The sequence below is a fragment of the Mucilaginibacter lappiensis genome (genome assembly GCF_900155965.1).
Lineage (GTDB): Bacteria > Bacteroidota > Bacteroidia > Sphingobacteriales > Sphingobacteriaceae > Mucilaginibacter > Mucilaginibacter lappiensis.
In genome coordinates this window covers 33,643-59,481 of record NZ_FTMG01000016.1, presented here as the reverse complement: position 1 = coordinate 59,481, position 25,839 = coordinate 33,643, and the positions used below count along the sequence as shown (strand labels likewise).

The following is a 25,839-nucleotide window of genomic DNA, read 5'->3' as shown; positions in this document are numbered from 1 at the left end:
ATCCTATGAAACAACTACCGCAGATACCGCAATCGAGCTTTGATTTTTTAAACGCATTGAAATTGAACAACAACCGGGAGTGGTTTAACCTGCATAAAGCCGACTTTGAAAAAGAGCAGCACCACCTACAGATTTTTGCCGAGGCCCTATTGCAGCAAATGAATGTTCACGATTTGATAGAAACGGTTTCCGGTAAAAAGAGCCTTTACCGTATCTATAAGGACGTTCGTTTCTCGACCGATAAAACGCCTTATAAAATCCATTGGGCGGGTAGTTTTAAACGTGCTACCAAATATCGCCGGGGTGGCTATTATTTTCATATGGAACCGGGCAACAGCTTTGTTGGTGGTGGCTTCTTTGGGCCAAATCCGCAGGACCTGAAACTGATCAGAGAAGATATTGCCTTTGATTCCGCCCCGCTTCGGGCTATATTAAATGCCCCTGCATTTATTTCGACATTTGAAACATTGAAGGGCGAGCAGTTGAAAACTACCCCAAAAGGTTTCGATGCCGATCATGAAGCTATTGATCTGTTACGTTATAAACAATTCCTGCTCATGAAGCGATTTACAGATGCCGAGGTTTTAGACCCGCATTTTGTGGACCTGGTAAACAACACATTTAAAACCATGCGTCCCTTTCTGGATTACATGAGCGAGGTACTTTCTACCGACATCAATGGATTGGAGATTGGATAATTCAACCGGATATCCTCTTTATCATACAATTAAATTCTATCTTTAATCTTCTAAACACTTACGCAATGATTCAAAAAATAGCCTGCTTTTTCTTGCTGTTCCTTATTTTACAAAGTTGCACTCATGCACAAACTTTCAATAAAGCCAAATTGGACAGCTTTTTTGTCGCGTTGAACACGAAAGACCAGAACATGGGCAGTATCTCCATAGCTGCTAACGGAGTGTTGGTTTATCAAAACGCCATCGGTTATAGTCAAGTGAATAAAGGTGAAAAAACACCAGCGACCATTGAAACAAAATATCGGATAGGCTCTATCAGTAAGATGTTTACTGCAACGATGATCTTTCAGCTGATCGATGAAGGCAAGCTTACCTTTGAAACGCCTTTGGCTACTTATTTCCCACAACTCCCTAATGCCGGGAAGATCACGATAAGAGAAATGCTCAGCCACCACAGTGGGCTTCATAACTTTACGAGCGATTCGCTTTATCTAACCTATATGGGTAGTCCTAAGTCAGAACCCGAAATGGTCGCCATCTTTGCCAAACAGAAATCCGATTTTGAACCTGATACGAAGGCCGAATACAGCAATACCAACTTTGTACTGCTGGGATATATCATTGAAAAATTAACTGGTAAAACCTATGCCGAAGAATTAAAAAAACGCGTTACTTCGAAAATAGGCTTGACACAAACTTATTACGGCACTAAGGCCAACCCGGCCAAAGACGAAGCATACTCTTACAATTACGCAGGGCAATGGATGCAAATGCCCGAAACAGATATGAGTATTCCGGGCGGCGCTGGTGCTATTGTTTCTACGCCCGCTGATCTGGTTAAATTTATAAATGCGCTTTTTGCAGGCAAACTCATTAGCCAGACTAATTTAGAGCTGATGAAAACGATGAAGGACAACTACGGTATGGCCATGTTCACGATTCCGTTTTATGATAAAAAAGGTTTTGGACATTCCGGAGGCATCGACGGATTTTCCAGTTTGCTTACTTATTTTCCAGAGGATAAGTTGACTATAGCCTATATTTCCAATGGTGTTAGGTATTCAACCAATAATGTTGTCATAGGTGCATTAAGTATTTATTTTAACCGACCGTTTGCAATTCCTGAGTTTAAAACCATTACACTAAATATGACCGATCTTGATAAATATGTCGGTAAGTATACCAGTACCCAAATGCCATTAAAGGTTGATATCACCAAAAACAACACCCTACTGTTTGCACAAGCTACTGGGCAGCGGGCATTTCCGCTGGAAGCTCAAGGGGATAATAAATTTTCTTTTGCTGCTGCTGGCATTACTTTGCAATTTGAGCCTGCTAAAAAAACTTTCACTTTAATCCAGGGAGGAGCTACTTATCTATTTACTAAAACGGATTAATGGGATCAAATTACAAGTTCGGGGTTAGACCAGTTGGGGTTCAAGTTTTGTAGAAGAAAAGGCGACATTAGAACGGCACCTCAGGCACTAAACTTCCAGGTGGCATACCTACGGCATGCTAAATCCCTAATGATTGTTTGCTACAAAGCTTTTACTCCTACGGAGAAGCCTTAGCTTTTGGGTATTTCTTTTTAATCTTCTCCCCAAACTCATAAACCACGAGGATTTACCGACCTTTATAATACTCCCCCTATTACTTCAGGATTTTACCCCTTGTTTTTTCTCAAAGTTTCGAGCTTTGGTATGACCAGTGCGGCACACTGTTCGCAACCAATCATTTAACCAAAACCATCAAAATGAGAAAAGCATTCATCTTATTGCCTATACTGGCAATGGCACTATTTGCATCCTGCAACAAATCCATTAACCGGGTACCTACCGACACAGGCGCTTCAAAAACCCCGGTAAAAGGCACCCATTCAACCGGTACAACTTATTATGTAGATCCCGCGGGTAATGACAGTAACGATGGGCAAAGCACCGCCACCGCATGGCAAAGCATCAGCAAGGTAAATGCCCAAACCTTTTTACCCGGCGATCAGATCCTGTTTAAAGCGGGAGGCAGCTGGAGCGGGAACATTGTGTTTTTGGGTTCGGGAACATCCGATGCACCTATCGTAGTTGATCTATACGGTACAGGTAACAAGCCCATCATTAATGGCGGGGGCCTGGTGAATGGATCAATTACATTGCTGCTTAATAATCAATCGTTCTGGGAGATCAACAATCTCGAAATTACCAATACCATTACCTCAGGTCTGCATTACGCGGTTACCGGAATTAAGGCTAACAATTCAGGTACGGCCGCCGCCAGCCACATCTATGTGAAAAATTGTTATGTGCATGATGTTAATTCAACCGGGGTCGGAAACTCCAATTATAATAAGGGCACGGGAGGCATTATTTTCACCGGGCTGATCAATGACGTATTGGTACAAAATTGTCACGTAGCTAATTGCCAGATAGAGGGTATCCGCACATCCAGCAGCACCCAGGCTTCAAACGTGGTTTTTGACGGCAATTTAATTGAAAATGTTTATGGCGATGGTATTGTATTAAACGGTGTTACCGGAAATTCAAAAATCATCAATAATACCATTCGTAACACGTGTATGAGCAACCTGGCCAATTACGCAGGGGCATGGACTTATAACAGTTATCAAACCCTTATCGCTCATAATGAAATATCCGGCATTGTAGGCGGTAACATCGACGGGCAACCATTTGACGCAGATATCAACACCAACGGCGATATTTTTGAGTATAACTACAGTCATGACAATAAACGTGGATTTATGTTGTTTATGCCCAGCGCCACCAATATTATAGTGCGCTATAATTTAAGTGTGAACGATGTAGACCCTGCTGGTACAAGTGCAAAAATGATCAACTACACATCCAACAACAGCACTAATAAAATCTACAACAACACCTTCTTTTTTACCGGATCAATTCCCCTGTTTTTTGAATATACCAATACCAGCAGTCCCTTTGCTTTTAACGCTACCTTTAACAATAACATCGTAGCTGGCGGAACAGTTACTCAGTTTTCGGCACAGCCAATTACGGCTTCGACCGCTACTTTTCAGAACAACTGTTTTTACCCATCCTCTATTACCTCATCAAACGGGCCAGCAGGCGTGGTTTCGAATAACATTTACGCCAATCCTCAATTTGTAAATGCTACTTCCGGGGCCAGCACCAACTTTAACCTTTTAGCTACATCGCCTTGTTTGAATACCGGTTTGGTTATGACGGGCAATGGAGGTATCGATTTTTATGGCACCGCTTTACCTGCCGGCGCACCGGATATAGGTTTTTACCAGCACATCTCCACAGGAACAACAAGCACATTAAACGCAACAGCCGACTCGTACATAAGGGATGGAAGTTACGCCACAACTAACTACGGTACTTTAGCTTATACCGTAGTTAAATCGGATGCTGTAGGCTACGCCAGGAAAGCGTATGAAAAATTTGATTTCAGTTCTGTACCGGCCACAAGTGTGCAGGTGGCTACGCTTAGCTTATATGTTAACGGCGTCAATACGGCCCCTACGCGTACCATTTCGGTATATACCACCCAAACCGAAAACTGGGGAGAGACATCTATAAACTGGAATAATGCCCCAACAGATACGACCTATGTAGGGCAGATAGTGGTTACCGGCGTAGGTACCTATGCCCTGGATGTTAAGAATGCGATTAACACGCAGCTGGCAAAATCAGATCATATCGTCTCGTTCCTGTTGCAAAACAACGGTGCCAATAGCTCAACCAACGATATCACCTTGAACAGTCGGGAGGCAACCAGTAATCAGCCTACATTAACGGTTACTTATTAGCATGCGGTATCGACTCGATTTAGCCCTCCCAGGATCCCTTTCAGGAGACCTCGAGGCTGGGCAAACTTTATACCTCAGGGTCCTCTGCGAGTTTAAGTTAACCCATACAATCTAAATGTGAACTAAAGAGTACCCGGAAGGTAAGTTCAGGATCAGGAGACTCCGCAGGAGTCCGGTATTTCTTTAGATTTTATCTATAAACAGGTGGCCTCTCTGAGGCCGAATGGTACTCCAGGTATACTGATTATAATATAAAGCATTGCCGGCCCCAGCGGGGCCACCTGTTTATAGCTCTAAAAAAGCACGTTCTTTGGCTCCGTAGATGCCTCCCGTTGAAATTTCAAGTTGATCAATTTTGTGGGTTAACTTAAATCTGCGAGAGACTATGAGGGGACATTAAGGGAGCATTAAAAGAAAATCCCCGGAGCAATCGCCTCGGGGATTTTCTTTTAATGTTATTCAATTCTATCTGACATTTTTTGAAGACGGATCGGATTTGCGATAAGCCCAGCCAAAAATGAGCGGGAACACCCAAAGACTAAACAGCATGGCGCACAAAATACCCCCGATAACCACCCGGGCCAGCGGACGGGAACTTTCGGACCCGATGCCGTGTGAAATAGCAGCAGGGAACAAGCCGATGGCTGCCATCAGCGCGGTCATCATTACCGGCCTGATGCGGGAGTTTACACCCAGCTTAATAGCGGCATATAAAGTAAAGCTATCGCCTTTTAGCTCCTCCAGGTTATGTTTAAATATGGTGATGAGCAACACGCCATCCTGTATACAGATACCAAACAACGCTATAAAACCTATACCTGCAGATATACTGAAGTTGGTGCCGGTAATATGCAGGGCCAGTATACCGCCCACAATGGCGAAAGGCACATTTAAAAATACCAGGGTAGCATCTTTCACATTACCAAACATGATAAAGAGCAGTAAAAAGATAAGCGCTAAACTAATGGGTACCACTTCGGCCAGGCGTTTCTGGGCCCTTTGTTGATTTTCAAAGTCGCCCTGCCAGGCCATGTGGTAGCCTCGTTTTAGTTTTACTTTGGCATTTACTTTTTCCTGTGCCTCGGCAATGGTGCTACCCATATCCCGGCCGCGTACCGAAAACTTGAGTGTAGCATACCGCTCATTCTCGTCTCTGAAAATTAAACAGGGACCAGTTTTTTGAGTAATATCGGCAATTTGCTTAATGGCAACCTTGGCCCCGCTTTGGGTGGGAATCAGCAAGTTCCCAATATCGGCAGGGGTTTTCCTGAACGCTTCCGGGAAACGGATCCGGATATCAAAGGTACGCACGCCCTCATATAAGGTTGATGCCGCCTGCCCGCCAATAGCCATGGAAATTACAGAGTTAGCATCGGCAGTGGCCACACCATACTGGGCCATTTTTTGCTGATCGAGCTGGATATCCAACTCGGGCAAGCCAATACTTTTCAGTACGCCCAAGTCCTCGATACCTTTTACATCTTTCAATATCCGGTACACATCGTTTACTTTTGATTCCATGTAGTTTAACGAGTCGCCGTAAACTTTAACCACAATGGAACCTTTTACTCCGGATACAGCCTCCTCCACGTTATCACTGATAGGCTGCGAAAAGTTAAGATCGACACCCGGGAGTTTGGCCAGCTTCACATTCATCTGGCTAATAAGTTCTTCCTTGGATATCTTCGGTTTCCAATCCTCTTCAGGATACATCAATACGTCAAACTCATTATTGTAAAAGCCGGCTACGTCTGTACCATTATCCGGTCTGCCAGTTTGCGATACGGCGTATTTAACCTGCGGAAAGGTCATCAGTATGGCTCGCACCTGTTTGGAGGTTTCTACCGACTGATCAAGCGATACACTATAAGGCAATTGCACCCTTAGCCATATGGCGCCCTCATCCAACTCGGGCAAAAACTCGCTCCCCAAAAATTTAAAGGAGAACAAACCCACAGCCATTGCTATCAGTGACACGGTTACCACTACTTCTTTCCGCTTAAATGATCGCGTAAAGCCATTAAGCATAAAGGCAGTAAGGTGATGCACAAAAGGATTGTGCTTTTCGTGAACATTTTTGCTAAGCAATAACTTAATGAGTACAGGTACCAGCGTCAGTGTGGTAATCAAAGCTCCGATAAGCGCGAAACCCAGCGTATAAGCCAATGGCGAAAACAGTTTACCCTCTACCTTTTGAAAGGCAAAAATGGGCAGCAAACCGGTGATGATAATGAGCTTAGCAAAGAAAATAGCCTTGCCCAAAACGGCGCCGTTATTTTTTATCATCCCCATTTTGGCGATCTTGTTAAAGCGGTCCATACCTAACATGACCGCCTTATGGTCAAGAAATACAAACATCCCTTCCACCATTACCACCGCACCATCTATGATGATCCCAAAGTCGACAGCGCCCAACGAAAGCAGGTTGGCCGACATGCCCATGAGGTGCAAACAAATAAAAGCAAACAATAAAGCAAGCGGAATGATAATAGAAACAATAAGCGTAGTACGCCAATTGAACATAAACAGCGATACCAGCAGCGTTACCAGGATAATACCTTCAATAAGGTTATGCAATACGGTATGTGTAGCATAATCTATGAGGTTGGTACGATCGTAGTAGGGGATAATTTTGGTATCAGCAGGCAGCACATCATTGTTTAGCTTATCTACCTCTTTTTTCAAGGCGGTTACCACCTCGGTAGGGTTTTCGCCTTTACGCATTACAATAATAGCCTCAACCGCGTCGGTATCGTCTACCACGGTTCTTCGGCCTTGTTTATCTATCAGAGCATCACTCCGGCCAACCCAACCCAGGCGGGGCAGGTTGGAGATCTCTACATTCGCCACATCTTTAACCAGCACGGGCACCCCGTTATTGTTGCTGATCACAATGTTCCTGATCTCATGGATATCGTTCAACAAACCTATACCGCGTACGGCAAAAGCCTGGTTATTTTGGATGATCATATCGCCGCCAACGTTGATATTGGTTTTCTGAACGGCGGTAAATACATCAAGCGGGGTAATGTTTAAGGTAGCCAGCTTTTCGGGATTAACTGTTATTTCATAGGTTTTGGTTTTACCGCCGAAACTGTTAATGTCGCCAATACCGGGTATGGCCCGCAAACGCCTGTCAATCACCCAGTCCTGTATGGTTTTCAGTTCTCTTACATCACGTACCGAACTTTTAAGCGTATACCTAAAAATTTCGCCGGTGGGTGCAACAGGCGGCTGCACCGACGGATTAAGACCAGGAGGTAATGTGGCATTATTTAACAGGTTCATGACCTGCTGCCGAGCCTCGGGGTCTTTCACATCATCGTCAAATATCACTTTCACATAGCTCAACCCAAATATGGTGCTCGAGCGCAGACTTACCTTTTTCTGTACCGGGTTCAGGGCTATTTCAATAGGGATGGTGACCAGCTTTTCCACCTCTTCGGCGCTTCTGCCCGGCCACTGGGTAATAATATCTATTTCGGTATTGGTAACATCCGGAAATGCCTCAATAGGCATCTGGATAAAGGTGATTATCCCGCTAACAACCAATAAGCCGGCAAGAGAAAGTATCAGGTACTTATTTTTTAACGAGAATCCAATTATTCCCTTAAGTAGTTTATTCATCTGCTTTTAGTTAAGGATAAATAATTAGTTGTTTAATGACCCATAGATCAATACCGCCTGCGAGCCTATCAGCCTGTCGCCTTTAGATACCCCGCTTTTGATATAAGCCAGTTTCCCGTTAATGCTGGATACCTCTACCGATCTGATCTGTACATCTTTGGGACCTTTCAGAATAATAACATAATACTGGCTATGGTCAAAAATGAGGTCGCTGCTGGAAACGGCTATCGCCTGTTCGTTCTCGGTATTATTTACCGTAACCGTGGCAAACATCTGCGGCTTCAGCATAAAGTTAGGATTGTCCAGGACCACCTTCATCTTCATTACCTTGCTGTTGGGATCAAGTACGTTCATCAGCTTATCTACTTTCCCTTTAAAAACTTTATCAGGGTATGATATCGTGCTCACTTCAGCCTCATCACCCTCATGCACTTTACCTATATTTTCTTCATACACATTGGCCTCAACCCATATTTTTTTAAGGTTGGATATGGTAAACATGGGGGCGCTGTTATCCGTGCGGATAGATATGCTATTGGTTACATTTTTCTGAACTACAAAACCGTCGATCGGCGACTTAATGACGTATTCGCCATTAGGGTTATTGCCATTGATACGCAGGATACGTTGTGCCGCCGTGCGGGCCGCTATGGCCTGCTCATAATTAACCTCTGCGCTGGTAATATCAACCTTTGAGGCCAGGCCACTTTTAAACAGATCCTTTTGCTGATCGAGTTGTTTGGCGGTTAAACGTACATTGGTTTCGGCGTTGATGAGGGCCACGTTATAGTTGGCTACCTCGGCACTTTTAATAACGCCTAAAACCTGACCGGCTTTTACCTGGTCGCCCTGCATCACGTTGATATCCTGCAGAGTTCCGCTTATCAGCGGGAATATATTAATAACCTTATCGGTGTTAAAATCAACCGCGCCGTTAAACTTAATAGCGTAGGTAATGTTGGTTACTTTTACCGTATCAATAACCAGTGTTTTCATCAAGGAATCCGGAACGGTATAAGGCACCCTCGCAGCCTCTTTGTTTTCATCGGAGTTACAGGCAAAAAGATTAAGCAGCAACAGCACCGCTGCAACAAAAATCAATGTATTTATAGGGGTTGATCTTTTCATGAATTATCCTGTTAGAGTATTTTATTGTTGATTAAAAAAAGGGGTGCCGGTTATAAAATTCAGCTGCTCAAGCGAAGTAACCTTACTTAACTGCAGGGCATTAAGCTGTAGCAGGTTGTTCTTGTAAGAATCATAAAAGTCAAGAAATTCCAGTAAGCCGATATTTCTTTTCTGATAGTTTTTAAACACTTCCTGTATCAAATGTGTAAAGTCATGCTTAAACTGCGGATCAAATCCGTTGTACAGATTCTCTAATCTGAGAGCCCCTTTATAGGTTGTTGCCAGATCCATTTCGAGCTGATCCTGCTGACTTTGCAGCTGAACCTTACTTTGGTCGATAGCTAGGCGGGCTTGTTTAATCCCCCCTTGGTTACGGTTAAAAAATGGCAGATTAAATTCGATGCCACCGGCAATGTAATTATTATTGAAAGCGCCAAACTTATCATAGCTTAATGAAAGGGATACATCGGGTATGGCGGTGGCTTTTTGAAGCGCCAGATTAACCGTATTATAATTAACAATAGATTTTGCGTTTTTTAAGTCGTAACGGTTGGCATAGGCCGAATCAAGCAGTTGCTTGTAAGGTTTTGTGGTAACAGATTCCTGAACATCGTCATGGTCGGCTATTGGCATAACGTAACTATTGGGCGATGCTTTGATGAGCATCTTTAACTCACTTTCTGTAGTATCTATACCAACAATGAGGTTATTATACTCCGTTTGTAAAGCGTACAGCTGCGATTGTATACGCAGTACTTCTTTCTGGGCGATGTTACCTTTGGCATATTGCTCTTTAAATACCACCAGTATTCGGGCCAGCGAACTTATCTCTTCGTTATAAACTTTGGCCGATTGCTGCTGATAGTAAATGGTATAAAAATCGCTCCGGAGCGTAAATCTTAACGTTCTGATCAGGTCAAAAAACTGGTATCTGGCCTGGTCTACACTAATTTTGGCCAGCTGTATATTTTTGTTTCGCTTACCGGCTGTAGTAAATAACTGCGACAGCCCAAGTGATTTATTACGGTAGGCATCATGCGTATCGTTATGGATACCGTTAGCGAAATTAAAATCGGGGTTAGGGAACAGTCTTGCTGTAATTACCTGCGCGCTTGCTATATCTATATTATAGCGTTGGGCCAGCAGGTTGAGGTTTTTGTTTAAAAATTCTTTTTCGGCATCTTTTACATTCATTCGCAGGGTATCGTTACCAGGGCCTTGTGCATAAGCACTGGCCCCGGTAACCATACACCATAGTTGAATTGAATAGAAAAGAACGATAACAAATTTGAGGTGCATAGTATATTTGTTTTAGCAAAATTACACATCACGAATTAGAGCCGGATTAAATCGACATTAGAACGGCATTAGATTACCGAAGGTCGGAATTTAACGGTAAAAATGGTACCCTTATCTTTTTCAGATTCTACTAAAATAATCCCGTTAAATAAGTGGATGATTTTTTGGGTAACGTACAAACCTATCCCGCTACCCTGAAATGAGCGGCCGTTGGGGCTGCGGTAAAATGAGGTGAATATTTCTTGCAGATCGCCGGCGGGTATGCCTATCCCGGAATCTCTTATTTTGATACTGATCATTTCCTGATCGGCATACAGGTTACATACCACCGGCTGATTATTGGAAAATTTAAAAGCATTACCTATTAAATTATTAAAGGCTATGGTAAGCAGGGCCTTGTTGGCATAAATGCGTAGAAGATCGGCCTCTTCCGGGAGTTTCGAAATTTCCAGGACTAATTTTCCGGCATCTTTTTGCTTTTTCCAATAATCGTGCAGGTCCCATATGAGCTCATCAATCATTACCGGCTCGCGTTTGGCCTGGGTGTACTGCATATCGGTTTGGGCCAGTTCTAACAGGCTGGTTATGGTTTCATTAAGTCGTTCGGAATCTGTTAAAACAGAGCGCAGTGTTTTTTGATATTCTTCGGGCGTTCTCGGCCGGGCTAAGGCAACCTCTATTTCGCCAACGGTGCTGGTAACGGGTGTTCTTAATTCGTGCGAGGCGTTAGTTACAAAAGCCTGCTGCAGTTCAAAGGCGTTTTGCAAATGCTCCAGCAAACGGTTAAAATACCGGGCCAATGCCGTTATCTCATCTTTCCCTTTACCCTCCTCAACCCTTAAATGCAAATTATTAACCGTTATGCGGTTCATTTGCATAATTAAGCCATCAATGGGCGCCAGCGATCGCTGCGCAAACCATCGGCCCAGGAAAAACAGCAATCCGTTGATAACTAAAAAAGAAATCAGCATGATTTGCGCCATTTTAATCAGGCGGTTGTAGTTGAGCTCATCAAAAGCCGAAACCAGGATAACAAAGTTACCCTGATTGTCATTATAATAAATACCAACCGTTTGTCTTTTACCTTCCGTAAACTGCATGAACTTTTTATTACGGATTTTATCGATAACACTGGCCGACCAATACTGATGTGCCCCGCCAATAAAAGATTTATCGTGCTCATCATACATCCCCAGTATTTCGCCGGGTAATTTGGCCAGGTAGCGTTCACGTACATGGTTCAATGAATCGGTTGATATTTCATCGGCCTCAAAATAAAGCTGGGCGGCCACTTTGGCCCTATCTTTTAAATGCCCGTAAAAATCGTTTTTAAAAAGATTGTAAAATATAGAATAGATAACCGCCAATATAACCAGCAATAACCCTGCAGTAATGAGCGAGAAGTGAAGCGCCAGTCTGTTTTTTATCTTCATAACAGTTTAAGCATCTTTCATGATATAGCCCATTCCTATAATGGTATAAATTAATTTGCTGCTAAAGCCTTTTTCTATTTTTTTACGCAGGTAGTTTACGTAAACATCTATAAAATTGGTTCCCGTATCAAACTCAATGCTCCAAACCTTTTCGGCAATATATTCTCTTGACAATGTTTTGTTAGGATGGCGCATAAACAGTTCCAGCAAGGTATACTCCTTGGCGGTTAAAGTGATCTGCACCCCTTCACGCTCTGCAGTTTTACTCCAGGTATCCAGATTCAGATCGCCGAAAGAGATCATTTGCTCATCGGTTTGTGATCGTTTAAACCTGCGTAACAGGGCCTCAATACGGGCCAATAATTCACTAAAATGGAAAGGTTTCACCAGGTAATCGTCTGCACCGGCCTGTAAGCCTTTTACCTTGTTATTTACATTATCCAGCGCTGTTAAAATAAGAATTGGGATATTAACACCTGCCTTTCTGAACTGACGGCATAGTTCAATCCCGCTTATATCGGGCAGCATCACATCCAGGATAATAATATCAAAGCTGTGTGTATCGATAATTTTTTGGGCAGATGCGCCATCGCCGGCTACTGTGGCGTTATAACCATTCTCTTCCAGCCCTTTTGAAACAAATGCGGCAACCTTGCTTTCATCCTCTACTAAAAAAATATTTCCCATTTTAAATACCTCACTATTAACACGCTATAAGATAATAATCCTTTTTTTATTCAAAGAATCATATTATAAATGAAGTTTGCATGATTTTTGGGTTTACAGCCCCTATAATGAAGATATTTTAGGCTTTTGGGGGCTGATAAATTTATTGTTTACATTTATGACCAAGAGCAGGTAGTATAAAGCCTTTTATGGAGAATTACAGCATTGTTATATTTATTCTTGCCGTGATGATTGGTCTTTCGGCTATTGCCGATAAGATCAAGCTTCCTTATCCTGTACTGTTGATTGTTGCCGGTATTGCCGTAGGGTTTACACCCCAGATACCGGATATAGAGCTCAATCCCGAGATCGTTTTCCTGATATTTTTACCGCCGCTATTGTACGATGCGGCATTCAATATATCGTTCCAAACTTTTAAAACTAATATCAATACGATAGGCACTTTGGCTATTTCGCTGGTGTTTATTACCACCTGCGGTATCGCGATAGCTGCCCATTATATGATACCCGGTATGACCTGGCCGCTTTCCTTTGTGCTTGGTGCTATACTTTCGGCTACAGACGCGGTGGCGGCCATGAGCATTACTAAAGGTTTAGGACTTACCCACAATACCAACACCATATTGGAAGGCGAAAGCCTGGTGAATGATGCCTCGGCATTGGTTGCCTATCGCTTTGCGGTTGCCGCGGTAACAGGCACTGCCTTTGTATTCTGGAAAGCTTCCTTGCAATTTATCATATTGATGGCCGGTGGATTTGTGATTGGCGTGGTCATGGGTAAAATTCTGGCCTTTATCCTTAAGCAGGTACATACTAACAGTTTAGTAACCATTAGTTTTATGCTGCTGATGCCCTTTGTAACCTACCTGGTTGCCGAAGATCTGCATGTTTCGGGTGTCATAGCGGTAGTGATTATGGGTTTAAGTATTGCGCGTTTCAGCAACAAAGTATTCCCTGATGCCTTGAAAAAACAATCCAAATCTATCTGGGATATCATCATTTTTTTATTGAACGGCTTGATCTTTATTCTGATAGGCCTACAGTTTCCGCAGGTAATAAAAGGACTTAGCAACAACCAGATACTGGCTTATATCGGTTATGCCTTTATCATAACCGTTATTGCCTTGCTGCTACGCATGGCCCGTGTGTTTTTACAACGGATAAATTTGCAGCGGGCCTTTCAAAAAGGCAAAGGCAAAATAACCGAAGATGCCCTGTTGGATATGAAGAACAGCCTGATCATTAGCTGGTCGGGTATGCGGGGTATTGTATCATTGGCCATAGCTATTGGTTTGCCTGTAACTTTAGCCGATGGCAGTCCCTTTCCGGAGCGCCATGCTATCATCTTCATTTCGGTAGTGGTAGTTCTGTTTACTCTTATTGGTCAGGGTCTTACCCTGCCCTGGATTGTGAAGCGATTAAAAACGGATTAAATAAACACCACCGGAAAATCCAGGATCTGATAGCAGATAGTGCAGACACAAAATTGATGAGGTTTATCATCCTGGCATCATAAAGCTTAAATTAGATAACAATTCGTTAACCTACCCGTCTGTCCTATATAATTTAATAACAATCTACCCCATGAAAACCTCCCTTAAACTCGGCGTAACAGCCCTAGCCTTTAGCATATTTTTCGGTTCAAATGTAAATGCCAACATCATCAATAAATCAACCATTTTACCCCCATCCATCAGCAACAGCCTAAACATCAAAAATATAGTATTGGTACACGGTGCTTTTGTAGACGGCTCCGGGTGGAAACCAGTTTACAATATACTGGTTAAAAAGGGCTACCATGTAACCGTTGTGCAGCAACCCTTAACTACCTTTGAAGGTGATGTTGCTGCCGTTAAAAGAATTATTGCTCAACAAAACGGCCCGTGTATTTTAGTGGCCCACAGTTATGGCGGAGCCATTATTACCATAGCCGGTAATGATCCTAAGGTTGCGGGATTGGTATACATTGCCGCTCATGCACCTGATAGCGGAGAAAGTGAAGCGGGTAACGGTAAACTTTACCCATCGGCCTATAAATCACTTCAAAAAGGTGCTGATGGATTTGATTATATCGAGCCATCTAAATTTTATGCAGATTTCTCGGCAGATCTTCCAAAAGAACAAGCGGAATTCATGGCCAACTCACAGATGCCTACGGCCGATATTGTGTTTCATGCCATTATAGCAAACCCTGCCTGGAAAGTAAAACCAAGCTGGTATATGGTAGCCAAATCAGACCGTATCATCAACCCCGATCTGGAACGTATGTATGCCAAACGCGCGCATAGCCACACGGTGGAGATAGCCGGCGCCAGTCATTCCGTATTTGAATCGCACCCCGAAGATGTAGCCCAATTAATTATTGCAGCTGCTACACAATCAACCCAAAAGAAATAATTACCCGGTTTATATCCGTATTTTTAATTATGAACCTCCATATCAAATCCAATATATCCCCTTTGATCAGTGCCCTTGCGGTTGTACTATTTTTGTTTAACAGCAATATAACGATTGCACAAAGCACTACTCAATTAGAAGAGATCCCACTTTGGCGGGGTACACCTCCGGATGGCCCAGGCCCGCAAGGAGCCGAAAATATAAGTGCCAAAGGTTCTTATACTAACATTTCAGCACCAAAGTTAATTGTTCATCGACCGGATCATCCAAATGGGATAGCTGTATTGGTGATCAGCGGAGGCGGTTATGCGCATATTGAGGCTGGGAAAGAAAGCACCCCAGCGGCGAACTGGCTGCAATCTGAAGGTATTACCGCATTTGAACTCATTTATCGTTTACCCGGCGAGGGCTGGACTAATGCTAATGTCCCCTTTGAAGACGGGCAACGGGCCATGCGTATCATCAGGAGCTTATCAAAAAAATACGGATATGATACCCACCGCATCGGCATCATGGGCTTTTCGGCAGGTGGCCACCTGGCCGGGATGACTGCAACAACATTTGATGAACAATTCTATCCCCCTGTTGATGACATCGATCGTATATCTGCCCGTCCCGATTTTGCCGCGCTGCTTTACCCGGTAATAACTATGCTGCCACCATATGACCATACCCATTCGGAGAAAGAAATTATAGGTAAACGTCCGGACAAGGAGGCTCAAAAACGCTACTCGGTACAGCTGCATGTTCTTGAGCATACGCCACCTGCTTTCCTGGCCCAGGCAGAGGATGATCCTATCTCCAATGTAGAAAATAGCCGTTTAATGTACGCGGCACTTCAAAATCATCAGATACCCGCCGAAATACACCTTTTCCCTACCGGCGGCCATGGGTGGGGCATGGGTGCTCCCGGTTCTCCTGAGCAGGAATGGCCAAAATACTTTAAAGCCTGGCTCAAAAAAATGAATATATACCGTTAATTTAAACGATCATAGAATTAAAAAGCCCCGCAATACGCGGGGCTTTCCTATAAAAAAAACCGACTATGAAACACGCTATTGTTTAGCGGGCAATATCAATCTTCCCGTCTTCCATGCCTTCTATATTCTTATCGGTAAATATGGCTTTGGACGTTTTCTCCAGGGCAGTTAACAAATCTTCTGTACTGCCGTGGGCATGAGCTACTAAAATAATAGAACCTGTACCGCTAAATTTCATTTTGGTGCTATCTACCCCGGCGCAGGCTTTCACATTGGCATTCAGCTTCCTGAGGTTTTCCATGGTAATACCTTTTATGGTGATAACTGTTTTATATCCAGTAAGAGCATTAGCAGGCGCAGTTGCAGCTGCATCAACTTTCTTTTTCTTTTTAAAGATCCCTAAAACTTTGTCGCTGGTGCCACCAGCCCGGTTTGCTGTGCTCGACGCATTATCTGCTTTGTTAAGCAAATTATTTGCTTTGTCGATAATGCCCTGTGCTTTCACTGTTGATGCTCCCGCAAATACGAAGAGCAAAATTAAAACGATAAGATTTTTCATGACGGATTGATTTGGTTAATGCCTGTATAAATTATGATAGCTTTACATAGCTACCTTAGATGTGTTAAGGTTATAGGGATATCTTACACATCAATAATTACTATACAAAACTATTTCATAAATACATCAATGGAAATACCAGTATTTTTGGAATTATTTATACCAGTTTTCAGGTAGTTGATCAAACCTGTTTAAATCGCATTTCTAAAAGTCTTAACTTCACTTACAATAATTATTAAACATATGGCAACCATTACAACAACCTATATTGGCGATTTAAAGACCGAAGCCATTCACCTGCAATCGGGCTCTAAACTAATTACCGACGCGCCAACTGATAATCATGGAAAAGGTGAAGGCTTTTCCCCTACCGACCTGCTTGCCGAATCATTAGCCGGATGTGTTTTAACGGTAATGGCTTTGGCTGCACGCTCGCACGGCATCAATATGGATAATACCCAATGTGATGTTTCCAAAGTTATGGCGGCCAATCCGCGCAGGGTGGCCGAGATTATACTTAACTTTAAATTCCCGATGGAGTACACCGATCAGGAAAAGAAGATCCTTGAACTGGCCGCGCTAACCTGCCCGGTCTCTATAAGTCTGCACCCGGATCTTAAAAAAACCATCAATTTTGGCTGGTAAGCTTACATTTTCAATTTATTATTCCAGAGAAGCCGATAAATAATGGTTTTAGCAGAAATACAAGCCGACATACAAGCATTAGAACAGGACGAAGCACTTTATAAAGAAACCAATTTTAACAGCCGGGCAAACGCTATAGACTTTATTGATTTTCATATCATTGATCGGATTGACGGCTTGCTGCAAACCCTAGAGCAGAGGAAGGAATTGGAGTCACTCAAACTTGAGGCAGAAAAGGTAAAATATGAGCTGGAAAAAATAGATAGTAATCTGTTTAAGCAGCTCAGAGAAAAAATCAGAATGGGTATGTACACCGGATCATCATTCAAGAAAATGATCGGTGAATATTTTGAGCACAATGATAATCCGGCAGATAACATCGGTTACGATAACCTGGATGTTTTTATGAATAGCTTATTATCAGATCAGGCCGTTCCCGAACCCACCATGGAGCGGGAGCAGGAAATGGTATTTTATCAAAAAACACCCGCCAGAATAATATTGGAGATAGCAGAGCTTGCCAACTTAGGGCCGGATGATGTCTTTTTTGATCTGGGATCAGGCCTGGGTCAGGTACCCATTCTGGTGAATCTGATTAACGGAACGGCAACCAAAGGAGTTGAATATGAACCGGCTTATTGTAATTACTCCAACACATGTGTAGCACAACTCAACTTACCCAAAGTTGAATTTATTAATATAGACGCCCGCCAGGCAGACTATTCACGGGGTACCGTATTCTTCCTATATACTCCTTTTGGAGGAGAGATCTTACAAACTGTGTTGGAAATATTGCAAAAAGAATCGCTGAAAAGAACCATCCAAGTTTTCACCTACGGCCCTTGTTCAGAAACAGTAGCCTTACAAAATTGGCTTGATTGTGTATATGGTGAAGTGAATGATTCATATCAATTATGTGCGTTTACAAGTTTGTAAAAATCTACCTCTCTCCCATTATCCTGAATATTCACGGTTGCGATAGTCCGATTGAAGACGTAAAATGTCTAATTGAACCATAAACAGGCTAGTGATTCCTGCTTTAGGCTGTAGTTTAGCAGAATAGCTGGGATAATGAAAACATGTAATTTCACTAAAGGGCCTGGGATGATGGGCTAATAAGTCGGTCATAATTTACTTTATCTTTGCTTTATAACCACCTGTGTTCCCGTAAAACAACTTATTCTAAATGAAAAACAAAAGCTTTAAAATATCTCCGGGGATCATATGGGTCAGTTCAATTTTTCTGGGTTTATTATCATCCGTTCCTCAAATTGCCGAGCGACATTTTAACCCGGCAGAGGCTGCTGTAAACTCGGCAATTACCGGTTTATTTGCCCTGTTTGTATGGTATTATAACATCTATACACTTCGCGACAACCCGGTCACCAATCGTCCAAACAGGATCTTTTCTTATTACCGGCTGCTCACCAGCTTATTGATCGGTATCGGTGTGATGCTGGCTTTAGCCTCGATACAGCAACTCATACTATCGCACATTAATTTTGGCCCGGTAGTGCTGATGGTGGAAGTGAGAGGGATACTCATTAACCTTGTTTTTTATATGTTTATACACCTGTTGTATCAAAATTATAAGAATCAACAGGTTAATATTGAACTGGAACGCACCAAGGCGGATAACCTGGGGGCGCAATACGAATTATTGAAACAGCAAATTAACCCGCACTTTTTATTCAACAGCTTAAATACGCTGAAAGCCATGGTAGAAACCCATGATAAAAATTCGGTAGATTTTATTCTGAAATTATCCAATTTCTACCGCTTCACCCTGGAAAGCAGAAAGCTGGACCTGATTCATTTATCAGAAGAACTGGAAATAGTGGAGGCTTATAATTTTTTGTTAAAGGCCCGGTTTGAGGATGGTTTTACTTTCACCAATACCATTGGTGAAAAATACTTCGGCAGTCTTATCCCCCCGTTTACTTTACAATTGTTGATAGAGAATTGTATCAAACATAATGTGGTATCATTGGAGCACCCTTTGCATATCCAGCTTTATGCGGAGGGCGATAACCTGGTTATTGAAAACCAATTGCAACCCAAAAGAAATGAGGAATCCTCACTAGGTGTTGGTCTTAAAAACATTAACCTGCGCTACAGTCATTTGTTAGACAAAAAGATCGAGATCATTAATGACAATAAAATATTCAAAATAAAACTCCCGGTAATACATGAACATTATCATCATTGAAGACGAATTAAAAGCGGCCAGATCACTTGAAAACATGATAGCCGAAGTTAGGCCACAAGCAAAAGTGATAGCACAATTGCAGAGTATTGACAGTTCGGTAAGGTATCTGACTGAAAACAAACAGCCTGACCTCATATTCATGGACATCCAGCTTTCGGATGGCCTTTGCTTCGAAATTTTCAAATCTGTTAAGATCACCTGCCCAATTATCTTTTGTACCGCGTTTGACGAATATTCATTAGAGGCATTTAAAGCCAACAGTGTAGACTATGTGCTGAAACCGTTTTCAAAAACCGATATAGCCGATGCTTTCAAAAAGGTGGATGAGCTCAAAAACTTTTTCCAGCAAAGCATTATGCCCGATCTGGGTAACTTGTTATCGCAAATTGCACAGCCGGCTGGCAAGAAGAGTTTCCTGGTGTTTAAGCATAATAAATACACTACGGTATCTACAGATAGTATAGCTTTCTTTTATATCCGGAATGAGGCAACATCTATCATGTGTTTTGACCAGCAGGAGTACTCTTTAAATCAGTCACTTGATCAGGTCATCAGCTTATTATCGCCCGTACAATTCTTCAGACTAAACCGGCAGTATATTGTGAATTTCAACGCGATAAAAGAGGTAGAGCATTACTTTATGCGCAAACTATTTGTAAAGCTCACTATCCCTACGCCAGAAAAATTGCTTATTAATAAAGAGAAAGCACCTGTTTTTTTAAACTGGCTCGAGAACAGGTAAAGCACATGGGTAACGCCCATATTTTGGCGTTTGTAAATGTCCAATCGAACCGGGATTATGACTAATTGGGCCTTTTTGCACTAATTAAGCAGCTGTTAGGAGAATACTTTTGAGGTAATTAAAAAAATCAGAAGATATGAAAACTCTTAAAATTTTAACTTTTTGTGCGGGCGCGATAGCCTCCGTATTGTTAACCGCTGCTTTAATCGATCCTTCAACAGCTTCTCCTAAAAAAGACAATCCTCCGGTTACCGGAAAAGGATTTGCTCTACTGGAATTATTTACGTCAGAAGGCTGTTCAAGCTGCCCGGCAGCTGATGATCTCTTGGCCAAAATTCAAAAAGAATTTAAAGACAAACCTGTTTACGTGCTGGCCTACCATGTTGATTACTGGAACCGCCTGGGCTGGAAAGACGTATTCAGCAATGCTGAATTTTCCAAACGACAAGTTGCCTACGGCCAATGGCTCAACAACCCGCAAATTTATACCCCCCAGGTTGTAATCAATGGGAAGGCCGAATACATAGGCTCGGACGAAACGGCTCTTCGTGATGCCATTTCCGGGGCATTGGCAGGTACAGCTTCAGCAAACGTTGCCTTACAGGTTCAGCAAGATAAAGATAAACTGGCCATCAATTACCAGGTAACCGGAGGCTCGACAACAGACAACTTATTAATAGCACTTGTACAAAAATCGGCCACCAGCAAAGTAGCTGCCGGCGAAAACAGCGGCCGTACCCTGGCCCATGCACAGATTGTGCGCGAGCTGCAAACAGTTACCTTAAATGCAGACAAGAAAGGCACAAGCCATATCAAGACTCCTCAAGGTTTTAATTCACAAAACTGGGAAGTGGTTGGCTTTATACAAAATACCTCTACAGGCGAAGTTTTATCTGCAACCCGAGCCAACCTGAACAGCAATATCAACGTTAAAAGTAGTATCCTATGAGTAGCGCCGAAAAATATAGACAAAGTAGATTATTAGTTGGTATCATATCATTATTTTCTATGTCATTACTCACAAGAGCTCCGTTTGAAAATAATCCACAGGATTGTGGCATGATCAGCGTTGCAGGAAAGAAACATAAGGGCAAACAGCCTACCGATGAAGATCATATGCATTTATAAGTAAACCATACCAGCCTTTCAAAAGAGGGCTGGTATGATATAAACAGTACAGTAAAATATATTACTCATGAAAAAGCTACTTTTAATGGGCTTGACATCGTTTCTGAGTATCGGTGCTTATGCCCAAAGTCCATATGGTTCTGCAAGAGAATTGAAGTGCACAGAAGAGGCGGTGACTTTTAGTACGAACATACGGTCTGGCTGGCACCTGTACTCACCTCATATGGGTTATGCAGATATGCTCAAATCCAGACCTAATTTCACGCCATCTAATCTCTATACAACTAAAAACGACATTCCGGAATCATCCCTTCCGGCTAATTTCGAAAAAGCATTTAACTCAGGTGCCGGAAATGTATCCAAACCAAACCGACTCCTTCAAAAAATGATGCAAGCGCCGCTACAGCCAGACGAAACACCCATCAAACGCACTTATATTATTTATGATTACAGCAGGTTTTTACCGTTGGCAAATACCTGGATCATTACTTTAAATTGATTAATATTACATAAAAAACACCCTATGAAAATTACGTATTACGGCCACTCCTGCTTCTCGGTAGTTGCTGGTGGCAAACACATTTTATTTGACCCATTTATTACCGGAAATGAACTAGCCAAAGACATCAATATTGATACCATACCGGCCGATTACATTTTTGTATCCCATGGCCATTTTGATCATATGCAGGATGTGGTGGCTATCGCCAACCGTACGGGTGCCACTGTGGTTGGTATCTGGGAGTTGTACTCGTATTTCGGCAAACAGGGTGTAAAGAATCTTCACCCGATAAACCCTGGCGGTAAGGTTGTATTTGATTTTGGTACAGCAAAATCAGTTATCGCACAGCACTCCAGCAGTTTGCCCGATGGAACGTATGCCGGTGTAGCTTGCGGGTTTGTAATAAAAGCTGCTGAAGGTAATTTTTATTACAGCGGTGATACCGGTCTTACTTTAGATATGACGCTGATCCCTAAATGGGCAGATCTCGACTTTGCCGTTTTCCCGATAGGCGATGCCTTAACCATGGGTGTAGAAGAAGCTATTGAAGCCGCGCAATTTGTTAAAACCAATAAAGTATTGGGTGTTCATTATGATACGTTCGGTTTTATTAAGATCGATAAAGCTGATGCGATTAAACAATTCAAAACAGCAGGAATAGAGCTACATCTACCAGCAATAGGTGAAACTTTTGATATTTAAACAGAATAAAATTTACCCATAAAAAAGCCTGCCCGAAATAATCGGGCAGGCTTTTTTATTTTTGATAAAAGGGGTATTAAACCAGATTGATCACTACGTTGATATTGCCTTTGGTTAGTTTGGAATAAGGACAGGTTTGGTGGGCGGCTTCGATCAAAGCTTGTGCTGCTTCACGATCTAAACCTGGCAAGCTTACATTAAGACGGGCTTGTAAGAAGTAAGCACCGGAAGTAATACCCAGATCCACTTCTGCATCGATAGCCAGTTCCTCAGGAAGGGTCACCCTCATTTTGGCAGCTGCAATACCCATAGCTCCTTCAAAACATGCCGACCAGCCAGCAGCGAATAATTGCTCTGGATTAGTACCCGGAGCTGATGTACCCGGAGTAGCATGCCTGATATCTAAACGACCATCGTTGCTGCGGGAAAAACCTTCGCGGGCGCCTGTGGTACGCACTTTAGCGGTATATAATACTTTGTCGATTTTGTTATCGGTAATATCTTCGATGATTTTGATTGAATTCACTGGTGAATCTATTTTATTGCTTTCCATTGTTGTGTTTTTTAAATTGTTATTATTACTCAAATATACCCTTATATGGGGCTGTGTCCTATCCGTAAATACAGCAAGCGGACAAGGGGACTGCTGAGTTAGACATTTTTAAACCTGAATATTTTACGACTTATTTAGTAAATCTATCTGCCTCGATAACTGCGTCGGCAAAAGCCTTTGGAGCCTCCTGTGGCAGATTATGCCCAATACCACCGGTGACAGTACGGTGTGCATATTTACCCGAGAATTTGTTACGATAAGATGCCGGATCGGCGTGCGGTGCACCATTGGCATCTCCTTCGAGTGTTATGGTTGGCACTGTAATTACCGGGCTTTCTGCCAGTCGCTTTTCCAGATCGTCATATTTCGCTTCGCCATCAGCCAATCCTAGTCTCCAGCGGTAATTATGGATCACGATGCTCACATAGTCCGGGTTTTCAAATGAAGCCGCACTCCGGTTTAAGGTAGCTTCATCAAAGTTCCATTTTGGTGAAGCAGTTTCCCAAATAAGTTTCGCAAAATCACGACGGTACTTGTCATAACCTTCCCGACCACGCTCCGTTGTAAAATAGTATTGATACCACCAAGTGTATTCGACTTTTGGTGGCAGCGGGTGTTTGCTGGCTTCCAGATTGGTCATGAGGTAACCACTCACCGAAACCAAAGCCTCACATCTTTCTGGCCACAGCGCCGCGATAATACAAGCTGTTCGTCCTCCCCAATCATAGCCGGCCAGGATAGCTTTTTTGATCTGAAGCGCATCCATCAACGCGATGATATCCACGGCAACAGCAGCTTGCTGGCCGTTCCTGGGTGTATTGTCTGAAAGGAAACGGGTATTACCATGGCCACGCAAATGCGGAATAATCACCCGGTAACCTGCTGATGCCAGCAAGGGGGCTACATCAACAAAACTATGAATATCATAAGGCCAGCCATGTAGCAAGATAACCACTTTACCGTTGGCCGGGCCTACTTCGGCATAGCCGATATTTAATACACCCGCGTTAATTTGTTTTATATGATCAAATGATGTATTTGCGCTGGTTTTAAAGGGCATTTTACCTGTTGAATTTGCCTGTTGAGGCTGTGCTTTCGCCGAACCAAATATTCCTAATTGAGTAGCTGCAATAGTGATTGCTGTAGTACTTAAAAAGCGGCGGCGATCATATTTAATTGCATTTGACATCTTAATTTCTCCTTTTATTTAATGCGCTGTTTGTTTTAATACACCTGCCTGTGGCCGATGTATTACTTCTTATATAAGATCAGTTTTATTTACGTAATGATTTGAATGCAGCACGAAGCTCTTCGGCAAATAATTGAGGTTCCTCCCAGGCCGCAAAATGGCCGCCTTTATTTACCTCATGAAAATAGATCAACTTGTGGTAGCTTTTTTCGGCCCAGCTCTTTGGTGCCTGGTATATTTCGCCTGGGAAAACAGTTATGGCAGCAGGGATCGAAATATCAACGGCATTAAAGTTGTTGGCATTATTTTCCCAATAAAGTTGTGCTCCTGATGTAGCGGTGTTGGTTAACCAGTAAAGTGAAATATCATCCAGCATTTCATCTTTGGTTAGTGACTTTTCGGGATCGCCACCACTATAAGTCCAATCGGCGAATTTGTCATAGAACCACGAGGCCAAACCTACCGGTGAGTCAGACAAACTGTAGCCAATGGTTTGCGGACGGGTAACCATGATGCCGGCATACCCACCGCCCCTGGTATACAAGTTATTCAATGATTGGTAAGCAGCTTTTTCTTTAGCAGAAAGATTGGCCGGTACCGGACTGCCACTGGCCAGTAATTTGGCTACATCAGCAGGTACGGTAGCCGGCATATTAACATGGATACCTAATAAGCCAACCGGTTTTTGAGCCGCCATCTTATCTGCTACCACCGAACCCCAGTCACCACCTTGAGATACATAATTTTTATATCCTAAACGTTTCATCAATACATCCCAGGCACGGGCTATATGATCGGCATTCCAGCCCGTAACCGTAGGTTTACCAGAAAATCCATAACCCGGCATAGAAGGTATAATCACATCAAATGAATCTTCTTTGCGGCCACCATAAGCTTCGGGATCGGTCAGTGGGCCAACAATTTTCAGGAGTTCAAAAACAGACCCCGGCCAGCCGTGCGTGATGATCACCGGCAGCGCATTTGGATTTTTTGAGCGTACATGAATAAAGTGGATGTCGAGCCCATCAATAGAAGTGATAAACTGTGGCAGGGCATTCAGTTTGTCTTCGGCTTTGCGCCAGTTGTAACCTGTTCCCCAATATTTTACCAGGGCCTGTATTTTTTCCAGTTGAGCGCCCTGGGAACGATCGGTAACTGTTTCTTTTTCGGCCCAGCGGGTAGCCTGTACACGTTGGCGCAGATCGGCAACGGCCTCATCCGAAATGTGAGCGTGAAAAGGGCGGATGGCATTTGATGCCTGGGCGTTGGCGATTGTGTTGGTTTGAGCAAAACCGGTTGCTGTTAGCAGGACAAATACACCGGTAATAATTTTACTGATAAGGATGTGTTTATTCGTTTTCATGATTTAAATTTTTGAGTTTTCTTTATTGTTTCCTCAAAAGTATCATCACCATGAACTCAACTCAATTACTATATATGGCAACTAGACAAAGCCTATCCCGAACCAGTCATTTTTAAACCCGAATTTTTATTTTAAAAGAGATGCTATCCATTTGAGGCGCACAACCGTCGCGTTGGGCTGATATAGAACATTGAGT

At 42.8% G+C, this 25,839-nt stretch carries 23 protein-coding genes; 14 read left to right on the top strand and 9 right to left on the bottom strand.

The window, feature by feature from the left end; all coding sequences use genetic code 11:
* Positions 1 to 5 precede the first annotated feature (5 nt).
* The 3 genes from BW976_RS23425 to BW976_RS23415 all read left to right on the top strand — a co-directional run bounded on the left by BW976_RS23425 (position 6) and on the right by BW976_RS23415 (position 4,500).
* Positions 6 to 698, top strand: a complete 693-nt coding sequence (locus BW976_RS23425) for a DUF2461 domain-containing protein (RefSeq protein WP_076377106.1) — start codon at positions 6 to 8, stop codon at positions 696 to 698.
* 65 nt (positions 699 to 763) lie between these two features.
* Positions 764 to 2,095 (top strand): serine hydrolase domain-containing protein, encoded by a 1,332-nt coding sequence (locus tag BW976_RS23420; RefSeq protein WP_076377104.1) that lies wholly within the window; start codon positions 764 to 766, stop codon positions 2,093 to 2,095.
* Positions 2,096 to 2,451: 356 nt separating this feature from the next.
* Positions 2,452 to 4,500, top strand: coding sequence for a CBM96 family carbohydrate-binding protein (locus BW976_RS23415; RefSeq protein ID WP_076377102.1), 2,049 nt, complete (start codon positions 2,452 to 2,454; stop codon positions 4,498 to 4,500).
* Positions 4,501 to 4,965: 465 nt separating this feature from the next.
* Here the strand turns inward: BW976_RS23415 and BW976_RS23410 are convergent, their stop codons facing one another.
* The 5 genes from BW976_RS23410 to BW976_RS23390 form a co-directional block, all read right to left on the bottom strand.
* Complete coding sequence (locus tag BW976_RS23410; protein WP_076377100.1) at positions 4,966 to 8,127, bottom strand: efflux RND transporter permease subunit; 3,162 nt, start codon at positions 8,125 to 8,127, stop codon at positions 4,966 to 4,968.
* A 24-nt stretch (positions 8,128 to 8,151) separates the two neighbouring features.
* Positions 8,152 to 9,255: an efflux RND transporter periplasmic adaptor subunit gene (locus tag BW976_RS23405; RefSeq protein WP_076377098.1), complete on the bottom strand. Its 1,104-nt coding sequence runs from the start codon at positions 9,253 to 9,255 to the stop codon at positions 8,152 to 8,154.
* A 21-nt stretch (positions 9,256 to 9,276) separates the two neighbouring features.
* Positions 9,277 to 10,554 (bottom strand): TolC family protein, encoded by a 1,278-nt coding sequence (locus tag BW976_RS23400; protein WP_076377096.1) that lies wholly within the window; start codon positions 10,552 to 10,554, stop codon positions 9,277 to 9,279.
* Positions 10,555 to 10,622: 68 nt separating this feature from the next.
* On the bottom strand, positions 10,623 to 11,987 hold the full coding sequence (locus tag BW976_RS23395; protein WP_076377094.1) for a HAMP domain-containing sensor histidine kinase: 1,365 nt from the start codon (positions 11,985 to 11,987) through the stop codon (positions 10,623 to 10,625).
* A 6-nt stretch (positions 11,988 to 11,993) separates the two neighbouring features.
* Positions 11,994 to 12,674: a response regulator transcription factor gene (locus BW976_RS23390; RefSeq protein WP_076377092.1), complete on the bottom strand. Its 681-nt coding sequence runs from the start codon at positions 12,672 to 12,674 to the stop codon at positions 11,994 to 11,996.
* A 188-nt stretch (positions 12,675 to 12,862) separates the two neighbouring features.
* Here BW976_RS23390 and BW976_RS23385 point away from each other — a divergent pair, with 188 nt between their 5' ends.
* The 3 genes from BW976_RS23385 to BW976_RS23375 all read left to right on the top strand — a co-directional run bounded on the left by BW976_RS23385 (position 12,863) and on the right by BW976_RS23375 (position 16,051).
* On the top strand, positions 12,863 to 14,107 hold the full coding sequence (locus BW976_RS23385) for a Na+/H+ antiporter (protein ID WP_076377090.1): 1,245 nt from the start codon (positions 12,863 to 12,865) through the stop codon (positions 14,105 to 14,107).
* A gap of 151 nt (positions 14,108 to 14,258) precedes the next feature.
* Entirely contained in the window at positions 14,259 to 15,071 is an 813-nt protein-coding gene (locus BW976_RS23380) for an alpha/beta hydrolase (protein WP_084192328.1), read from the top strand.
* A 29-nt stretch (positions 15,072 to 15,100) separates the two neighbouring features.
* Entirely contained in the window at positions 15,101 to 16,051 is a 951-nt protein-coding gene (locus BW976_RS23375) for an alpha/beta hydrolase (protein WP_076377088.1), read from the top strand.
* 82 nt (positions 16,052 to 16,133) lie between these two features.
* Here BW976_RS23375 and BW976_RS23370 read toward each other — a convergent pair whose 3' ends face one another.
* Positions 16,134 to 16,610, bottom strand: a complete 477-nt coding sequence (locus BW976_RS23370) for a hypothetical protein (protein ID WP_076377086.1) — start codon at positions 16,608 to 16,610, stop codon at positions 16,134 to 16,136.
* Between the two features lie 243 nt (positions 16,611 to 16,853).
* On the opposite strand from BW976_RS23370, the gene BW976_RS23365 reads away from it, so the two are divergent.
* From BW976_RS23365 to BW976_RS23330, 8 genes are all read left to right on the top strand, one after another.
* Positions 16,854 to 17,255, top strand: coding sequence for an OsmC family protein (locus BW976_RS23365; RefSeq protein WP_076377084.1), 402 nt, complete (start codon positions 16,854 to 16,856; stop codon positions 17,253 to 17,255).
* Positions 17,256 to 17,297: 42 nt separating this feature from the next.
* Complete coding sequence (locus BW976_RS23360) at positions 17,298 to 18,191, top strand: class I SAM-dependent methyltransferase (protein WP_076377082.1); 894 nt, start codon at positions 17,298 to 17,300, stop codon at positions 18,189 to 18,191.
* 250 nt (positions 18,192 to 18,441) lie between these two features.
* Complete coding sequence (locus BW976_RS23355) at positions 18,442 to 19,464, top strand: sensor histidine kinase (RefSeq protein ID WP_076377080.1); 1,023 nt, start codon at positions 18,442 to 18,444, stop codon at positions 19,462 to 19,464.
* The gene (locus tag BW976_RS23350; RefSeq protein WP_076377078.1) at positions 19,445 to 20,206 is read left to right on the top strand and encodes a LytR/AlgR family response regulator transcription factor; all 762 of its coding nucleotides are present in this window, start codon (positions 19,445 to 19,447) and stop codon (positions 20,204 to 20,206) included. The genes BW976_RS23355 and BW976_RS23350 overlap by 20 nt, the downstream gene beginning before the upstream one ends.
* Before the next feature lie 136 nt (positions 20,207 to 20,342).
* A complete protein-coding gene (locus tag BW976_RS23345) occupies positions 20,343 to 21,155 on the top strand; it encodes a DUF1223 domain-containing protein (protein ID WP_076377076.1) in 813 nt (270 codons plus the stop codon).
* Positions 21,152 to 21,334: a hypothetical protein gene (locus tag BW976_RS23340; protein WP_076377074.1), complete on the top strand. Its 183-nt coding sequence runs from the start codon at positions 21,152 to 21,154 to the stop codon at positions 21,332 to 21,334. The genes BW976_RS23345 and BW976_RS23340 overlap by 4 nt, the downstream gene beginning before the upstream one ends.
* A gap of 67 nt (positions 21,335 to 21,401) precedes the next feature.
* Positions 21,402 to 21,833: a hypothetical protein gene (locus BW976_RS23335; RefSeq protein ID WP_139332410.1), complete on the top strand. Its 432-nt coding sequence runs from the start codon at positions 21,402 to 21,404 to the stop codon at positions 21,831 to 21,833.
* Positions 21,834 to 21,857: 24 nt separating this feature from the next.
* Complete coding sequence (locus tag BW976_RS23330; protein WP_076377070.1) at positions 21,858 to 22,538, top strand: metal-dependent hydrolase; 681 nt, start codon at positions 21,858 to 21,860, stop codon at positions 22,536 to 22,538.
* A gap of 76 nt (positions 22,539 to 22,614) precedes the next feature.
* Here the strand turns inward: BW976_RS23330 and BW976_RS23325 are convergent, their stop codons facing one another.
* The 3 genes from BW976_RS23325 to BW976_RS23315 all read right to left on the bottom strand — a co-directional run bounded on the left by BW976_RS23325 (position 22,615) and on the right by BW976_RS23315 (position 25,643).
* Positions 22,615 to 23,091, bottom strand: coding sequence for an organic hydroperoxide resistance protein (locus tag BW976_RS23325; protein ID WP_084192327.1), 477 nt, complete (start codon positions 23,089 to 23,091; stop codon positions 22,615 to 22,617).
* A gap of 130 nt (positions 23,092 to 23,221) precedes the next feature.
* Entirely contained in the window at positions 23,222 to 24,280 is a 1,059-nt protein-coding gene (locus BW976_RS23320) for an alpha/beta fold hydrolase (protein WP_076377068.1), read from the bottom strand.
* 85 nt (positions 24,281 to 24,365) lie between these two features.
* The gene (locus BW976_RS23315; protein ID WP_076377066.1) at positions 24,366 to 25,643 is read right to left on the bottom strand and encodes an epoxide hydrolase family protein; all 1,278 of its coding nucleotides are present in this window, start codon (positions 25,641 to 25,643) and stop codon (positions 24,366 to 24,368) included.
* Between the last annotated feature and the right edge of the window lie 196 nt (positions 25,644 to 25,839).

Coding starts and splice junctions, on each gene's coding strand:
- BW976_RS23425 (WP_076377106.1), top strand. CDS start 6: ATGAAACAACTACCGCAGATACCGCAATCGAGCTTTGATTTTTTAAAC.
- BW976_RS23420 (WP_076377104.1), top strand. CDS start 764: ATGATTCAAAAAATAGCCTGCTTTTTCTTGCTGTTCCTTATTTTACAA.
- BW976_RS23415 (WP_076377102.1), top strand. CDS start 2,452: ATGAGAAAAGCATTCATCTTATTGCCTATACTGGCAATGGCACTATTT.
- BW976_RS23410 (WP_076377100.1), bottom strand. CDS start 8,127: ATGAATAAACTACTTAAGGGAATAATTGGATTCTCGTTAAAAAATAAG.
- BW976_RS23405 (WP_076377098.1), bottom strand. CDS start 9,255: ATGAAAAGATCAACCCCTATAAATACATTGATTTTTGTTGCAGCGGTG.
- BW976_RS23400 (WP_076377096.1), bottom strand. CDS start 10,554: ATGCACCTCAAATTTGTTATCGTTCTTTTCTATTCAATTCAACTATGG.
- BW976_RS23395 (WP_076377094.1), bottom strand. CDS start 11,987: ATGAAGATAAAAAACAGACTGGCGCTTCACTTCTCGCTCATTACTGCA.
- BW976_RS23390 (WP_076377092.1), bottom strand. CDS start 12,674: ATGGGAAATATTTTTTTAGTAGAGGATGAAAGCAAGGTTGCCGCATTT.
- BW976_RS23385 (WP_076377090.1), top strand. CDS start 12,863: ATGGAGAATTACAGCATTGTTATATTTATTCTTGCCGTGATGATTGGT.
- BW976_RS23380 (WP_084192328.1), top strand. CDS start 14,259: ATGAAAACCTCCCTTAAACTCGGCGTAACAGCCCTAGCCTTTAGCATA.
- BW976_RS23375 (WP_076377088.1), top strand. CDS start 15,101: ATGAACCTCCATATCAAATCCAATATATCCCCTTTGATCAGTGCCCTT.
- BW976_RS23370 (WP_076377086.1), bottom strand. CDS start 16,610: ATGAAAAATCTTATCGTTTTAATTTTGCTCTTCGTATTTGCGGGAGCA.
- BW976_RS23365 (WP_076377084.1), top strand. CDS start 16,854: ATGGCAACCATTACAACAACCTATATTGGCGATTTAAAGACCGAAGCC.
- BW976_RS23360 (WP_076377082.1), top strand. CDS start 17,298: ATGGTTTTAGCAGAAATACAAGCCGACATACAAGCATTAGAACAGGAC.
- BW976_RS23355 (WP_076377080.1), top strand. CDS start 18,442: ATGAAAAACAAAAGCTTTAAAATATCTCCGGGGATCATATGGGTCAGT.
- BW976_RS23350 (WP_076377078.1), top strand. CDS start 19,445: ATGAACATTATCATCATTGAAGACGAATTAAAAGCGGCCAGATCACTT.
- BW976_RS23345 (WP_076377076.1), top strand. CDS start 20,343: ATGAAAACTCTTAAAATTTTAACTTTTTGTGCGGGCGCGATAGCCTCC.
- BW976_RS23340 (WP_076377074.1), top strand. CDS start 21,152: ATGAGTAGCGCCGAAAAATATAGACAAAGTAGATTATTAGTTGGTATC.
- BW976_RS23335 (WP_139332410.1), top strand. CDS start 21,402: ATGAAAAAGCTACTTTTAATGGGCTTGACATCGTTTCTGAGTATCGGT.
- BW976_RS23330 (WP_076377070.1), top strand. CDS start 21,858: ATGAAAATTACGTATTACGGCCACTCCTGCTTCTCGGTAGTTGCTGGT.
- BW976_RS23325 (WP_084192327.1), bottom strand. CDS start 23,091: ATGGAAAGCAATAAAATAGATTCACCAGTGAATTCAATCAAAATCATC.
- BW976_RS23320 (WP_076377068.1), bottom strand. CDS start 24,280: ATGTCAAATGCAATTAAATATGATCGCCGCCGCTTTTTAAGTACTACA.
- BW976_RS23315 (WP_076377066.1), bottom strand. CDS start 25,643: ATGAAAACGAATAAACACATCCTTATCAGTAAAATTATTACCGGTGTA.